The sequence below is a fragment of the Nostoc sp. ChiSLP03a genome (assembly GCF_034531215.2).
GTDB lineage: Bacteria > Cyanobacteriota > Cyanobacteriia > Cyanobacteriales > Nostocaceae > Nostoc.
The window spans coordinates 25,644-39,980 of record NZ_JAVRBQ020000099.1 but is presented as its reverse complement, the minus strand read 5'-3'; the positions used below and the strand labels follow the sequence as shown (position 1 = coordinate 39,980).

Here is a 14,337-nt window from a genome sequence, read left to right as displayed (position 1 = left end):
TAATCTAATTCAGTATCTGTATTTTTGAGTTAATTGAGGTGGCGGTTGCGCGACGTGCAACCGCCACTTCGTCCTGAACGAGCGCACGACTATTCAAGTGCAAAGTACCCACAGCTTGATAACCCGCAACTTGGGTTAATTTAGTATCACAGGTTTGGGGAAAAGGAAAGGTTTCAAAGCAGGTGTTGTGAGTGTAGCGAGTATCACCCTTTAAAGTAGAACTTTGAACCTTAACCCAGAGCCGATGAACTTTAGATGTGAGAATCCCAAGGATGTAAAAATCATTTGAAGCAACAATATTGGTTGAGTCTGCTGGTAGCCAATTAGATTGAGCAGGGAGGAAAATAAACCATTTAGAGTGCCTGGGAATATTAAAGTAGTAAGATAGAGTAGAAATAGTTGTTCTCATTTCTGGTCGAGTGCGCTCAAACCTCCACCAATAGACTCTTGCTCGATTATCTCGTTGATTATCTCTTTCTGGTTTGACAAAAACTTTGAGATGATTAAATGGCAATGTATAGTTACTAGCTTCTTCAATACTGAAATTATTAAAATCAATAATCCAGCGTTGAGGCTTTCCCTGAATACTGCTCGTCAAGCTATTTGCATCTGAGTACAGTTTGAGTACTTCTTTATTTATTGAGTTAGCTTTTATCCAATCCTGTGCTTGCTGTTCAGTAATCAGAAATCCTTTACCCACAGGCTTAATACCTTGAAAGCATTTATTCAGGTTTGCTTTTAAGCGTGCAGCTTGTGAAACATCAATGGTTGCTGTCAGCGAAGAAGTTATTTTTGAAACTATCTGATTATCTAAATAGTATTTTTTGGGGATATCTTTACTCCAATTAATAATACTGACATGAAGTTTTGCTTCACCTGGCCAAGGTTGTGTAGAGACAGCCTCGTGAATATGACCACCATTCTGAGTAATATAATCTAACGCAGCAACTCTACTTTTACCTTGAGTAATTGAATTTGTCGCAACTAACCCCGCTCTACCTTTATCATTCATATGGTTATGAGCTAACCGAAACCAATAAGCACAGAAATCTACTGAATCTTTGACATCGGGAAAGTGGTTAAAAACTTTATCTATATATTCATCACCCAAATCTAGTCTGAGGTTCTTTCCACCCAAAATGGGTGGATTACCAATAATTGCATCAGCTTTATGCCATTCACTAAACAGCGCATCCTGACAAACAATATTATTATCTAAACTATCCAAAGGTAACGCAGGCTCAGTCAACTTTAAATTATCAATAGCAATCTTTCGTGCAATCATCAACGTCACCCGTGCCAATTCTACTGCAAAAGGATTTGTATCCATGCCATAAAATTGCTGTGGTGTGACAAAACCCATTTGAATTTGCTTATCTTCAGATTTCCGACGCTGTTTAATTGCATCTAACAGCAATGTTTCAATCCGCTTAAGTTCCTGATATGCTATATACAGAAAATTACCAGAACCACAAGCTGGATCAAGTACGCGATAACTTTGCAGTTCCAATTGCAATGTAGAAAGTTCAGCAATCGTGCTTGCTGCTTCAATTCTTTCTTCCCAATAGCGGCTAATCGTTGGACGGACAATTTTCATAATGTCCACTTCTGAAGTAAAGTGAATTCCTCGTGCATGACGCTCTTTTTTATCCACCGTACTTTCAAACAAATTCCCAAAAATTGCTGGACGTACCTTGCTCCAATTTTCTTTCGCCGATACATCCAAAAAATTTAATTCTCCCTTTGTTAACTCAATTGCATGAATCTGTGAAAATAACCCGCCGTTGAAATAATTTACGTCTTTATAACGTCCGGCTGGCGTAATTCCCGGTAAATTCATTTCCCGAAATAAACCACCCAAAACATCATAGGAACTCGCCCCACTCATGCAATCCTGAACACAGGAAACAAACATATCACGGGGTAAAAGCTGCCTATCTTCTGCAAACATTGCTAACACACATTGCAGAATGAAACGCTGCGCTGTCAACTTCTCAATTCCGCGTTTTTCCAGTTCTAGCAGTAACTCTCCCATGCGACGCGCAGCACGTTCTGTTACTTCTAGCTGGTTGTTGCGAAAAACAGGAGTTTTAATTTTGTCTCCAAACTCCATAAATGCAAAGGCTCCTGCCCTTTCTGGCAGTTGCTCTAAAGATATTACATCTACTGGTGTATCTAATTGGATATCAAAGTCAAAAATCCAAAACTCTTCAAAATTGCATAACAACACATAACGGGGACGATCTGGTACTAACCGCGTCCAATAATCAAATGCTTGGGAATAATGTTTACTCAAGTTTTCCCCGCGCTTTTTCATCTCAATCAATACACGGGGTTTCCACACCAAATCAGCAAAACCAGTTTTACCCTTTTTGCTACCTTGTTTAATTGCCTCTTCGTAACTTGCTCCCGCTTCCAGCGCTCCCTCATACCCAAACGCTCGGAAGAATCGATCTAAAAAGGTTTGCGCTTCCTTTTTTTCATGTCCCTTGATGTGCTGCTTACAAAAAATAACAAACTTATCTAGACTTTCAGGTGTCGCTGCTACCATTTTTGATTGACAATTCCCTAAGTACTTTTAGCAATTCCTATGTTATGAATTAATCAAGAAAAATGGTAGGAATTATCCTTCCCAGTCTTGACGAGTATCGCACAGAAAATTGTCTGCGATCGCATTATCAAACGAATAAAGGCAATGCTCTGGAAAAATTCGTAATGGTAAGTTAGTTTCTCGTAGTGCCAAATCAACTCCCGCTTCAAAGCCATCTAACAAGGCTTGTTCTATTCGAGACTTTAAGCTAGGATTCTGTCGCAAATGTCTGTGGATGGCGCGGCGCTGTTCTCGAATTGTTAAAAACCAACTGCGAGAGCGTTGTTCGGGTTGATACTCCCACTTCAAGAGATGACCAAGTAATACACTCAGATGACTTACGAGTTCCCGATATTCCTGTCTCCCTAAAGCTTGAATTTCCTCTTGCAGGTGCTGCCAGTCTAGTTCCTTAACTAGCCTCTGCTCTAACGCTTTAGCCTGCTGCTGTGTCCAGCCATAAAAGTCTTGGTCATACAAAGAAGGTTTGTCCATAGAGTTGAATCTTGACAGCAAGAAACCACAAGCTAGTTTGAGCGAATTTTATGCTAGGGACTTCCAAGAAATAAATTATCCAAATAAACGAACCACAGAGACACAGAGAACACAGAGGGAGAAGAGATAGAGAGAATTTTTGCGTTAGTTTTAGGATATTGTTTTATTTGGAAGTCCCCTAAATCTCCCTTAAAAAACTTAATTACGAATTACGAATTACGAATTACGAATTATTTTAATATTCAACTAGCCTTCGCCTCATCCCCGGATGCTTCAGCCACAGCCGCCAATCTATCTGCCGCAGCTTGGACAATTTGAGCCACTTGGGCCAAAGGCATGTGCTGGATTTGTCTAAGAATCAGACTCAAATCTGAGGTTTCTGGAATTGGCTTGCCATCTATGCAGCTAATTAACTCTTCCATTGTGTAGCCTGCTTTCGATGCGATTTGAGCCAAATTTTCTGTATCTGGCACCTTCACACCTTTTTCCCACATCTGAACAGCAGTAGCAGATACTCCTAAAAGCTTACCAAATGCTCGCTGACTCATTGAACCGCGAGCTAGTTTAATGATTTCAATCAGTTTTTGTTTGCTTTCGATCTTCACTGCTTATATAGCTAGCCAACTGTATTTACAAGTCTACTTTCAATATTACAAGTTTACTTTTATATTGACAGCCTTGTGTTTTAGTACTAAACTATATCTCTGGTTGTAAATCGGCAACTACAGGCATCAAACTAGTAGACTAACCCTCTATCTTTAATCAACCCAAAAAACTTAGTTTGCTACGGCGCTTCAGCTAGTAGTTCAACTTTGCTGCGAAGAAATAATATCGAAGGTGCATCATGTTTCGCAAGCCACGCAAAATTAACCAATATCGCCGCAAAGGTAAAAATCTTATAGCCACTAATAAAATTAAACCAGAACAGTGGAACATTTCTGAGGCAGAAACTAAAGAAGCTTTAAAAGTTAAAGGCTACGATGTTAAGCAAATCAAAAAAATCCACCTTTTGAAGCATCAAGTGTGTATTTCTTATTGGGATGCAAAAGGCAATATATGCAGCAGCTTTTTTAGCTACCGGATTTTTGCACGTTGGCAAGAAGAAGTGGAAAAGCTAATTTATACCTGTGAAACCCTGAAGGAATGGGCAAAGTTAAATTACCTTATGAAGTACGAATTTGCTTATTACCATTATCCTAGTGAAATAGAAGATACACTCCATGCAATATTAGAAAACCACTTGTCTGTGTTAAAAGCAACAATACAACAAGTGGTTTTACATAATATTTAACAGCAAAAATTAGTTAGCGGCAGAAGTCGCTAACTCCGCGAGACGTTCTTGCTGGTCTAGAGATATACAAGATTGAATAAGTGTCTCTAAATCACCATCCAAAACAGGGGTAAGGGAATAATTCTGACCTAACCGATGATCGGTAGCGCGATTATCTTTATAATTATAGGTGCGAATTTTTTCGGATCGCGATCCAGTACCAACCTGCGATCGCCGCATGGAAGTTACAGCTTCTTGTTGTTCGCTTAACTTGATTTCATACAACTTCGCCCGCAGAATTTGCATCGCCCGTTCTTTGTTTTGCAACTGGCTGCGTTCTTCTGTACAGAAAATGCGTATTCCCGTTGGTTTGTGCATCAAGTCAACGGCTGTTTCCACCTTGTTGACGTTTTGTCCACCAGCACCACCAGAACGAGCTGTAGTCATTTCAATATCTTTCGGATCGATGTGAATTTCCACATCATCGACCTCTGGCATAATTGCCACGGTAGCTGTAGAAGTATGAACCCGTCCACCAGACTCAGTTGCCGGCACGCGCTGCACGCGATGCACTCCAGCTTCAAACTTTAGCTGGCTGTAAACATCATTACCTTTAATTTCTAGAATGACTTCTTTCCAGCCACCCATTTCTCCTTTAGATTCGCTCACTAGAGAAACTTTCCAACCTTGAGTCTGGGCATAGCGGGTGTACATCTGCATCAAATCGCCAGCCCAAATACTTGCTTCATCGCCACCAGTACCAGCGCGAATTTCCAGCATGATATTCTTTTCATCATTGGGGTCGCGTGGTAGCAGTAATACCTTCAAACGAGACTCTAAATGTTCTATTTTTTCTTCAAGTTCTTTTACTTCCAGTGCCGCCATTTCTTGCAACTCTGGGTCACTTGCAGATTCTTTGTAAACCTGACGCGCTCCTGTCAAGTCTTCTTGGGCTGCTTTCCAAATTTCATAAGTATTAACTACTTCTTCCAAAGAAGAACGAGACTTAGCAATTTCTTGATACTCATCAGGATTGCTAGCGGTATCGGGGTCGCCAAGACGACGTGTTAATTCATTAAAAGTTTGTTCAACAGATTTTAGTTTGTCCAGTAAGTATGATTCAGCCATGACGATTGCGATCGCTCCTTAAAAAATAACAAATTGGCTCGAGCATATAAATGAAAATCGACCCAGCTGATGCAGGGCCGTCGTTAACAGCAGAGCCAACCCGCTACTTTTTGTTTTGATCGTCGCCAGATGCTTGAGTGCTGCTCATACCGTACTTGCGGAGGAAGCGCTCTACTCGACCTTCAGTGTCAATAATCTTCTGAGTGCCGGTGTAAAATGGGTGATTTCCAGACCAAACATCTACATGCAATTCTGGCTTGGTAGAGCCAATAGTCATAACGACTTGACCGTTGCAGTAAACTTTAGCATCTGGATACCACTTGGGGTGAATATCAGCTTTAGCCATTGTTCCTTTTGTGATGAATCTATATCAATTATAACTTTCAGGTTTCAATTGAGGTTAGGGATTGGGGACTGTGGACTAGGGATTGGGGACTGGGAAAGAGATAAAAAACCGACTTTTCCTGATACTCAATCCTTAATACCTAATTTCCTCTACCCAGTACCCAGTCCCCAGTCCCCAATCGCTTATCGCTTAGAGTACTGAGGTGCTTTCCGAGCTTTATGTAAACCATATTTCTTCCGCTCTTTTGCTCTGGGATCGCGAGTCAAATAACCTTCGGTTTTCAAAGGTGGGCGGTTATCTGGGTCGAGTTGGCACAAAGCACGTGCAACTCCCAAACGAACAGAATCAGCCTGTCCTGTCAAGCCGCCGCCTTCTGCTTTTACCAAAATGTCATATTCGTTTTCTAATCCTAGAGTTTCCAGGGGTGCTTTAATCACTCCCAGGTAGTTGGGGTTGAATTGGAAATACAAATTTCCATCTTTACCGTTCACAATCAGTTGACCGGTGCCTGGAACCAAGCGTACCCGTGCTACTGCATTCTTACGACGGCCAGTACCCCAGTATACGGCGCGACCGCTATTAGCATCTGCTACTACCATTAATTTTCTTCTCCAGGAATTGTACTAACTTTTAGTTCTTTAGGCTTTTGAGCATCATGAGGATGGGTAGGCCCAGCATAAACTTTCAGCTTGGTGAACAACTGCTTACCGAGGCTATTTTTAGGTAGCATACCTTTAACAGCTTGTTCTAAAATTCGCTCTGGTATGCGCTCTTGCAGTTTAGCGAAAGTTTCGGTTTTCATCCCACCAGGGCGACCAGAATGGCGGCGATAAAGCTTTTGAGTGCGCTTTTTGCCTGTAACTGCTACTTTCTCGGCATTGATGACGATTACGAAGTCACCTGTATCTAAATGAGGCGTATATTCGGGTTTCTTTTTGCCTCTTAATACCTGAGCGATTTCGCTGGCGAGGCGACCGAGGCGTTTATCGGTGGCATCTACTATGTACCACTCACGCTCAAGGGTTGCTTGAGAAGGAAGGTATGTTTTAACTATTGTCATTTGTCATTTGTCCTTTGTCATTTTTAATTTGTCATTAGTCATTTGTCTTTTGTCATTTGTTATTTGTCCTTTGTCCTTTGTCAGTTGTCCTTAATTATTCACTAATGACCAATGACTAATGACCAATGACTAATGACCAATGACTAATGACTCTTGACTAGTGACGAACTTTGGCAAGGTGTCGTACCAAATCTCTTTTGGAAAGGGAAAATCGGGATAGCCGACTCGCAACAAGCACAAGCCTTGAGGCGGTGCGGCATATTTCACTTCTTCCCGACGTTCTTCTTTCCAGAGTTCGGTGAAGCTAGAAAGTGTTCGTTCTCCAGAACCTACTTGTACCAGCATCCCTACCAACAGCCGTACCATGCCATACAAAAATCCATCTGCCTGTATTTCAATATGGATAAATGGCCCACTGCGACGACACTCTGCTGCTTGCACCTCTACCCAGGAATGCGATCGCTTTGAGCCTGCACGGTGGAAAGCAGCTAAGTGATGCTTTCCCAAGAGAGGTTTCAAGGCAGCTTGGATTAAAGATTCATCCAGGGGTGCATAATAATAATGCCAACTGAAGGGTCTTACAAACAAGTTAAGCCGATCTTCAGTATATATTGTGTAGCGATACCGTCGATAGGCTGCACTAAAGCGAGCGTGCCAACGGTTATCGACACTAGCTGAAGCCCTGATTAATATATCTGGCGGCAGGTAGCTGTTGAGGATTGTTGCCCACTTGTGAGGCGGAATAAAACCTGTAGCTTCAAAATGGGCTACTTGAGCAGCAGCGTGAACTCCTGAATCGGTTCGCCCAGCCCCATGTAGTGTTACATGATGCCCAAGAATAGTCGCGATCGCAATTTCGATCTCTTCTTGGACTGTCCGGTGTTGTTTTTGCCTTTGCCAGCCATGAAAATGAGTGCCCAGGTATTGGATTACCAAGGCTACTCGATGAGTTGGTGTAGGCTGGTGGCTTTCTAACATACAGATTTTGTCCTTTGTCATTTGTCTTTTGTTCAGTTGTCCTTTGTCATTTGTCCTTTGTTATTCACTAATGACTAATGACTAATGACTAATGACCAATGACCAATGACCAATGACTTAAACCAATTCAATTATTGCCATTTTTGCATTATCACCCCGACGCGGTACGGTATGCAGGATGCGGGTATAACCGCCCTGGCGATCACCATATCGAGTTGGAGCTTGCTCAAATAGAGCGTGAACCAGTGGTTTGTCGAAGATGTAGCCAAGAGCTTCCCGACGTGCTGCCAAGGAGCCATTTTTGGCTAGAGTAATCATTTTTTCCACTTCACTTCGCAGAACTTTCGCTCTAATTAAAGTGGTGGTGATTTTACCATGACGGATCAGCTCGGTGGTGAGCGATCGCAGTAAAGCACGACGTTGATCGGCTGGTTTACTGAGTTTTTTGACGCGACAACGGTGACGCATAATTATGCACTATGAATTATGAAGGTTTTTCTTAAGGGTGTTTCGAGCCTCTTTCCATTGGCAGGGTGATGCCCAAGCGTCGCTGCAAAGCTTCCACGACTTCTTCTGCTGACTTCTGCCCAAAATTCTTAATTTCTAAGAGGTCTTCTTGGGTATAATCCAACAAATCTGCCACAGAGTTAACTTGTGCCCGTTTGAGACAGTTATATGCCCGCACAGAAAGTTGCAACTCTTCGATGGGTATCTGGGCAGTTGGGTCGTCTGGAATATCCGAACCTGTGTCTGTTGGTTCTAGGGAGATGTCCTTCAACGGGTTGAATAAATCTACCAAGATCGCAGCAGCAGAAGATAGTGCTTCTTGAGGAGAAACACTGCCATTTGTCCAAACTTCCAACAGTAGTCGGTCTTTTGGAATCAAGCCTTCCCCACGAGATTCTTCAACACTGTAGTTGACTTTTCGCACTGGCATAAATATGGAGTCGATTTGAAGAAAATCCAACGATGTGGCTTCTTCACGTCCTCGCTCTACAGTGCGATAGCCTTTGCCTTTCTCGATCCGAAATTCCATTTCCAGCTTTCCACCCTCAGCGATGGTGGCTACATACTGGGTCTGATCGATGACTTCTACTTCACTGGGCAAATCAAAATGTGCCGCAGTGATTGTTGCTGGGCCGCTAACAAGTAATCTACCAATCTGGGGCTGCGAAGAATAGTTTTTCAGGATAACTTCCTTCATTCTCATGAGGATTTCCAGCACATCTTCCCGCACGCCCGGAACTGTGGCAAATTCATGCGAAACACCCGCAATCCGCACTGCTGTAACTGCTGTACCTTCTAAATTAGACAGTAAAACCCGCCGCAGTGCGTTGCCAACTGTTGTTCCTTGACCGCGTTCTAGAGGTTCCAATACAAATTTACTGTAATGGTTCCGACTTTCTTCGGTATTCGACTCTACACATTCAATTTGAAACTGCGCCACGGATGAGCCTCCCTTTTTCTAAGGTGCTGCTAGCAGACAAATCAATTGCCTCCAGAATTGATTGCCAATTTTCGATTTTGGACTTTGGATTTTGGATTGTGCTTCTTTCGTTCATGCTCCACCTCTTATTGGCGAAACAAATCTTAAATCATCAACTTAAAATCCACGAGGCCCAGCACCCTTATAGTCGGGTTCAATCTAAAATCGCAAACCTAAAATCCAAAATTGATTAATAATATTTTGGGTAGCCCGAAGTTTAACAGCTTTCCTGACAGGAAAATCTGACACCCTTCTGGTCGCCCAAGCTTTAATTCAATGACATTTTGAACGTTAGACGCTCAAGCGGTCATTGCTGGCTGTAACTTTTCGTCCTCACTGCCCAAGTTTTGCTGTTTAAACTCGACGGCGCTTGGGTGGACGACAACCATTGTGAGGAATCGGGGTAATATCCCGAATCAGTGTAATTTCCAGTCCTGCTCCTTGAAGTGCCCGGATAGCGGTTTCTCTACCTGCTCCTGGGCCACTGACCATTACCTCAATTTGACGCATTCCTTGATCGATAGCTCGGCGAGCTGCACTTTCAGCTGCGGTTTGCGCTGCAAAGGGAGTCCCCTTTTTTGCTCCCTTAAAACCGCTAGAACCAGCGCTAGCCCAGGAGATGACATCTCCATTTTGATCGGTAATGGTGACAATGCTATTGTTGAAAGTAGACTGGATGTAGGCCATTCCACTGGGTACATTCCGTTTCTGCTTCTTGCTCCCGGTTTTTTTAGTTGGTTGTCTCGCCATACTTGTTTAGTTGATTTAAGGTAAAACTTGCTCGGATTATCAAGCGTTGCAAAATTATTTCCCTGGAGCCTTCTTTTTCCCAGCCACTGTCTGCCTTCTGCCTCTACGGGTTCTGGCATTGGTGCGAGTTCTTTGGCCTCTGACTGGTAAGCCCATGCGATGACGACGACCTCTGTAGGTACCAATGTCAACTAAGCGCTTGATGTTCAAAGACTCCAAGCGCCGCAAGTCGCCTTCAACTTGATAGTTGGTTTCTATTTCCCCTCGTAGGGCTGTCACATCGGCATCACTTAAGTCCTTAACGCGGGTGTCTGGGTTCACACCAGTAGCCGCTATAATTTCTTGAGAGCGTGATAATCCAATTCCGTAGATGTAAGTCAGACCGATCTCGACGCGCTTATCGCGTGGAAGGTCTACTCCGGCAATACGTGCCACAATGAACTCTCCCTATTGTTCTCGCAATTACTGTTGGTTGGAAAAACGTGATTAATCGCGTCTTTTCGTTTTAATGATGATATGCGTCCTGCAACTAGCTCTATTGGTAAGAGCGTTATCCTTGACGTTGTTTGTGCTTGGGGTTCACGCAAATCACCATAACGCGACCACGACGTTTGATCACGTTACATTTTTCACAAATTTTCTTGACAGAGGCTCTAACTTTCATGCCTTTTCTTTTTTGACTCCAAATATAAAATTATAGCATTTTTAGGAAAATTAATCCAGTTAAATGACTAATAAACAGTCAAAAAAATGGTTTTATGGTAAAATTTTCTACATATAGTTACTTCTTTCGTAGTCGATAGGTAATTCTGCCTTTGGTCAAGTCGTAGGGAGTTAACTCTACCTTGACGCGATCGCCGGGCAAAATCTTGATATAATTTCGGCGAATCTTGCCGGAAATGTGTGCTAGCACGTTAAAGCCATTGTCCAAGTCAACGCGAAACATCGCATTGGGCAAGGACTCTGTAACCGTGCCTTCCATTTCAATCAAATCTTGCTTAGACAATTTGTTTTTTCCTCAACTCAACAATTTCGTGTTCAGTTGCAGCGCTTCATCTGCAACTGAACACATTTTAAGAAATATATCAACAGTTTATTAATATATCTTAGCTAAAATTGATCTTTTTCTTGGGAGTAGGGAATTCTGCACTCCCTATTCCCCTTTTTTTTAGGAAGCGATTAGCTTTTGTAATTGATCGGTGACATCTTCTTGGGACTGATTGCCATTGACTGTTAGAAGTTTTTTGCGATCGCCATAATAATCAATTAAAGGTGCAGTTTCCGCGCGGTACACTTCTAAACGACGACGAATCACCTCTTCGCTATCATCTTTTCGTCCTCTAGCGAGCAAACGCGCGATCACAATTTCATCTGGTGCATCTAAATTGACTACCTTTTCGCCACCTTGATGTATTGCTTCCAGTAACTTCTCCAGAAAAGCTGCTTGGGTCACTTTCCGGGGAAAGCCATCAAGAATCCAACCATTTTTGGCATCTGGTTGACCGAGGCGCTCCTTTACCAAGTCTTCCACTAGCTGGTCGGGTACTAACTCGCCGCTATCAACATAGCTTTGAGCTTTAATTCCTAAAGGAGTCTGCTCTTTCATGGCTTGTCTTAATATTTCACCAGTAGAAATATGGGGGATATTCAAATGTTCAGCCAAAGTTTGAGCTTGTGTTCCTTTACCCGCTCCAGGTGGTCCCAAGAAGATTAATCGCGTCACTATTATTTCACCATTCCTTCATAGCGCTGAGAGATGACATAAGTTTGGACTTGTTTGGCTGTTTCAATTGCCACACCAACTAAAATCAACAAAGATGTCGCACCTATTCCCCGGAAAGTTTTTACATTCAAAGCGCTTTCCACGGCTGTGGGGATAATAGCGACGAAGCCCAAAAAGATCGCACCCAATAAAGTTAATCGGTTGGATACGCGTTCGATATACTCGCTAGTTGCCTTGCCGGGACGAATTCCAGGAATACTAGAACCCATTTTCTTCAAGTTCTGTGCTACATCTACTGGGTTGAGAATCAACGAAGAATAGAAGTAGCTGAAGAAAACAATGGAAATCATGTAGACCAAGGCATAGACCCAGGAGCTAGAACCGCTTGGACTCAAATAAGTGTTAACTATATTCGCCAAATCGGCATTTTTAGTAAAATTGGCGATCAGCAGTGGCAAACTGAGGATAGCAGCAGCAAAAATAATTGGCATCACGCCGCCTTGATTTAGCCGCAGTGGCAAATAGCTACGCTGCTCCGCTAAAACTCTCCGACCTACTTGACGACGAGCCGAAATAATTGGGATGCGGCGCATTCCTTCCTGCACAATCACAATCCCAACAATTGTTGCGAGGAAAACTAAGATCAGCACGATCACCCGACCTACTGCTTCTCTACCGCCGACTTGCACCAAGTCGATGGTATCACCTAAAGCTTTTGGTAATGACGCAACAATGTTGACAAAAATCAACAATGATGCGCCATTTCCAATACCCCGTTCTGTAATTAGTTCTGATGCCCACATGACAAACATCGAACCAGCAGTCAGAGCGATCGCAGTTTCAGCGACAAAGATGGGCCCTGGCTTTAAGGCGAATTGCTGGAGGAATAATGCCGAAAAAGCTGTACTTTGAAGAATTGCCCAAACTACAGTTACATATCGGGTAATTTGCGATATTTTTCGCCGACCAGCTTCCCCTTCATTTTTCTGTAAATTTTCTAAAGATGGAATCGCCGCGGTGAGCAATTGGATGATAATAGACGCATTAATGAAGGGCAAAATTCCTAAAGCAAAGACTCCCAAAGTCGAAAGTCCTCGCCCAGAAAATATATCTAATAAGCCGAATATGGAATTACTGCCCGATATAGCTTCGGCAAATCTCGGTCTATCAATCCCTGGGACGGGTAAGAAAATACCCAGGCGAACCAAAATTAAAATACCGACGGTGACAAGCAGCCTACCTCTAAGGCCAGCTGCCTGCGCCATCTGCATAAAAGTTTCTTGAGCCGTTGGGGCTTTATCTCGACTGATCATAGAGTGCTACCTTTATAGTGAACCAAGCACTGGCAGCGAGTTGGCTTGCATTTAAGTGCGCTGTTCCGGCTCACTCATAAGACTTCACAACTACCACCAGCTGCCTCAATTTTGCTACGAGCTGAACCTGTGAAAGCTGCCGCTTGTACCTTGAGCGGAATGCTCAATTCCCCGTTACCTAAAATTTTCAATGGCCCTTTGACAGCAGTCAGGATACCTGCGGCTTTCAATGAGGTCAAAGTTACTTCCGTATTCGCGGGAAGGGAGGCTAGCTTCTCTACATTAATCGTAGTGTAAATCTTCTGATTAACAATCGGAAAGCCCTTCAGCTTAGGTAGGCGGCGGTACAATGGCTGTTGACCACCTTCAAAACCTGGTCGTGTACTACTACCAGAACGAGATTTTTGACCCCGCATACCTAGACCAGCACTAGCACCTTGACCGGCAGAAATACCTCTGGCTACACGGCGCTTGCGTTTCTTTGAGCCTTTTTGCGGCTTAACATCATGGAGTCTCATAAGTTATCAAGTTCTCATTTGTCGTTTGTCATCTGTCTTTTGTTATTTGTCCTTTGTTATTCACGAATGACCATCGTACAGACAAGGGTTAATCGCGTCTCTACTGACTAATGACTAAATTAGATGTAGAGATTTTGAATAGGAATACCGCGATCTTCGGCGACTTCAGAAAGGGTACGCAGTGTAGATAAGGCATTAACTGCGGCTCTAGCATTATTGAGCGGATTGTTTGAGCCTAGTTGCTTGGCTAGGACGTTACGAACTCCGGCTAATTCCAACACAGTTCGCACCGCACCACCAGCAATTACCCCAGTACCAGGTGCGGCTGGACGCATAAGCACTTTTGCACCACCACCGACACCATCAATAGGATGGGGGATAGAGTTGGATTTGGTGATTGGGATATCAATGAGGTGTTTTTTGCCGTCGGCTACACCTTTTTTAACGGCACCTATTACATCTGAAGCTTTGCCTACTCCAACTCCAACCTGACCGCGTTCGTTACCAACGACAACGATCGCTCGGAAGCTGAGTTTTTTACCACCTTTGACCACTTTACTTACGCGGCGAATTTGGATAACCCGCTCTTGCCAAGTGGTTTCTTCTTTTTTGGCACGCTTTGTTCTACTTTTACGCTCTGTTGCCATAATTTATGCCTCTTTAGTCATGAGTCATTAGTCATG

At 43.1% G+C, this 14,337-nt stretch carries 18 protein-coding genes and 1 pseudogene; 1 reads left to right on the top strand and 18 read right to left on the bottom strand.

Annotated elements, in window-relative coordinates; genetic code table 11:
- Nucleotides 1-130: 130 nt before the first annotated feature.
- The 3 genes and pseudogenes from RMY32_RS16430 to RMY32_RS16420 form a co-directional block, all read right to left on the bottom strand.
- A pseudogene (locus RMY32_RS16430) lies at nucleotides 131-2,551 on the bottom strand (DNA methyltransferase); the annotation flags it as partial.
- Nucleotides 2,552-2,623: 72 nt separating this feature from the next.
- A complete protein-coding gene (locus RMY32_RS16425) occupies nucleotides 2,624-3,082 on the bottom strand; it encodes a DUF29 domain-containing protein (protein ID WP_322712576.1) in 459 nt (152 codons plus the stop codon).
- A 242-nt stretch (nucleotides 3,083-3,324) separates the two neighbouring features.
- Nucleotides 3,325-3,687: a helix-turn-helix domain-containing protein gene (locus RMY32_RS16420; protein WP_104906418.1), complete on the bottom strand. Its 363-nt coding sequence runs from the start codon at nucleotides 3,685-3,687 to the stop codon at nucleotides 3,325-3,327.
- A gap of 239 nt (nucleotides 3,688-3,926) precedes the next feature.
- Between RMY32_RS16420 and RMY32_RS16415 the strand changes: the two genes are divergently transcribed.
- The gene (locus RMY32_RS16415) at nucleotides 3,927-4,373 is read left to right on the top strand and encodes a hypothetical protein (protein ID WP_322712575.1); all 447 of its coding nucleotides are present in this window, start codon (nucleotides 3,927-3,929) and stop codon (nucleotides 4,371-4,373) included.
- A gap of 9 nt (nucleotides 4,374-4,382) precedes the next feature.
- On the opposite strand, the gene prfA is transcribed toward RMY32_RS16415, so the two are convergent.
- The 15 genes from prfA to rpsE all read right to left on the bottom strand — a co-directional run bounded on the left by prfA (nucleotide 4,383) and on the right by rpsE (nucleotide 14,301).
- Nucleotides 4,383-5,480 carry a peptide chain release factor 1 gene (gene prfA / locus RMY32_RS16410; protein ID WP_322712574.1) on the bottom strand — a complete coding sequence of 366 codons (1,098 nt, stop codon included), beginning with the start codon at nucleotides 5,478-5,480 and terminating at the stop codon, nucleotides 4,383-4,385.
- Nucleotides 5,481-5,583: 103 nt separating this feature from the next.
- Nucleotides 5,584-5,826 (bottom strand): 50S ribosomal protein L31, encoded by a 243-nt coding sequence (gene rpmE, locus RMY32_RS16405; RefSeq protein WP_229483376.1) that lies wholly within the window; start codon nucleotides 5,824-5,826, stop codon nucleotides 5,584-5,586.
- A 182-nt stretch (nucleotides 5,827-6,008) separates the two neighbouring features.
- A complete protein-coding gene (rpsI, locus tag RMY32_RS16400) occupies nucleotides 6,009-6,425 on the bottom strand; it encodes a 30S ribosomal protein S9 (RefSeq protein WP_190935522.1) in 417 nt (138 codons plus the stop codon).
- Entirely contained in the window at nucleotides 6,425-6,880 is a 456-nt protein-coding gene (rplM, locus tag RMY32_RS16395; protein WP_322672303.1) for a 50S ribosomal protein L13, read from the bottom strand. Before rplM ends, rpsI begins: the two co-directional genes overlap by 1 nt.
- Nucleotides 6,881-7,015: 135 nt before the next feature.
- A complete protein-coding gene (gene truA / locus RMY32_RS16390) occupies nucleotides 7,016-7,864 on the bottom strand; it encodes a tRNA pseudouridine(38-40) synthase TruA (RefSeq protein ID WP_322712580.1) in 849 nt (282 codons plus the stop codon).
- Nucleotides 7,865-7,981: 117 nt separating this feature from the next.
- Entirely contained in the window at nucleotides 7,982-8,332 is a 351-nt protein-coding gene (gene rplQ / locus RMY32_RS16385) for a 50S ribosomal protein L17 (RefSeq protein WP_322712573.1), read from the bottom strand.
- 31 nt (nucleotides 8,333-8,363) lie between these two features.
- Complete coding sequence (locus tag RMY32_RS16380; protein ID WP_322694212.1) at nucleotides 8,364-9,311, bottom strand: DNA-directed RNA polymerase subunit alpha; 948 nt, start codon at nucleotides 9,309-9,311, stop codon at nucleotides 8,364-8,366.
- 393 nt (nucleotides 9,312-9,704) lie between these two features.
- Nucleotides 9,705-10,100: a 30S ribosomal protein S11 gene (gene rpsK / locus RMY32_RS16375; protein WP_069070761.1), complete on the bottom strand. Its 396-nt coding sequence runs from the start codon at nucleotides 10,098-10,100 to the stop codon at nucleotides 9,705-9,707.
- A gap of 54 nt (nucleotides 10,101-10,154) precedes the next feature.
- A complete protein-coding gene (gene rpsM / locus RMY32_RS16370) occupies nucleotides 10,155-10,535 on the bottom strand; it encodes a 30S ribosomal protein S13 (RefSeq protein ID WP_104906411.1) in 381 nt (126 codons plus the stop codon).
- Between the two features lie 115 nt (nucleotides 10,536-10,650).
- Nucleotides 10,651-10,764, bottom strand: a complete 114-nt coding sequence (rpmJ, locus tag RMY32_RS16365) for a 50S ribosomal protein L36 (RefSeq protein WP_015129703.1) — start codon at nucleotides 10,762-10,764, stop codon at nucleotides 10,651-10,653.
- Nucleotides 10,765-10,881: 117 nt separating this feature from the next.
- Nucleotides 10,882-11,106 (bottom strand): translation initiation factor IF-1, encoded by a 225-nt coding sequence (infA, locus tag RMY32_RS16360; RefSeq protein ID WP_006276978.1) that lies wholly within the window; start codon nucleotides 11,104-11,106, stop codon nucleotides 10,882-10,884.
- A gap of 162 nt (nucleotides 11,107-11,268) precedes the next feature.
- The gene (locus RMY32_RS16355; protein WP_322712571.1) at nucleotides 11,269-11,823 is read right to left on the bottom strand and encodes an adenylate kinase; all 555 of its coding nucleotides are present in this window, start codon (nucleotides 11,821-11,823) and stop codon (nucleotides 11,269-11,271) included.
- 2 nt (nucleotides 11,824-11,825) lie between these two features.
- Complete coding sequence (gene secY, locus RMY32_RS16350) at nucleotides 11,826-13,136, bottom strand: preprotein translocase subunit SecY (protein ID WP_322712570.1); 1,311 nt, start codon at nucleotides 13,134-13,136, stop codon at nucleotides 11,826-11,828.
- Between the two features lie 74 nt (nucleotides 13,137-13,210).
- Nucleotides 13,211-13,654 carry a 50S ribosomal protein L15 gene (gene rplO / locus RMY32_RS16345; protein ID WP_322694210.1) on the bottom strand — a complete coding sequence of 148 codons (444 nt, stop codon included), beginning with the start codon at nucleotides 13,652-13,654 and terminating at the stop codon, nucleotides 13,211-13,213.
- 119 nt (nucleotides 13,655-13,773) lie between these two features.
- Nucleotides 13,774-14,301 carry a 30S ribosomal protein S5 gene (rpsE, locus tag RMY32_RS16340; RefSeq protein ID WP_322665907.1) on the bottom strand — a complete coding sequence of 176 codons (528 nt, stop codon included), beginning with the start codon at nucleotides 14,299-14,301 and terminating at the stop codon, nucleotides 13,774-13,776.
- Nucleotides 14,302-14,337 lie beyond the last annotated feature (36 nt).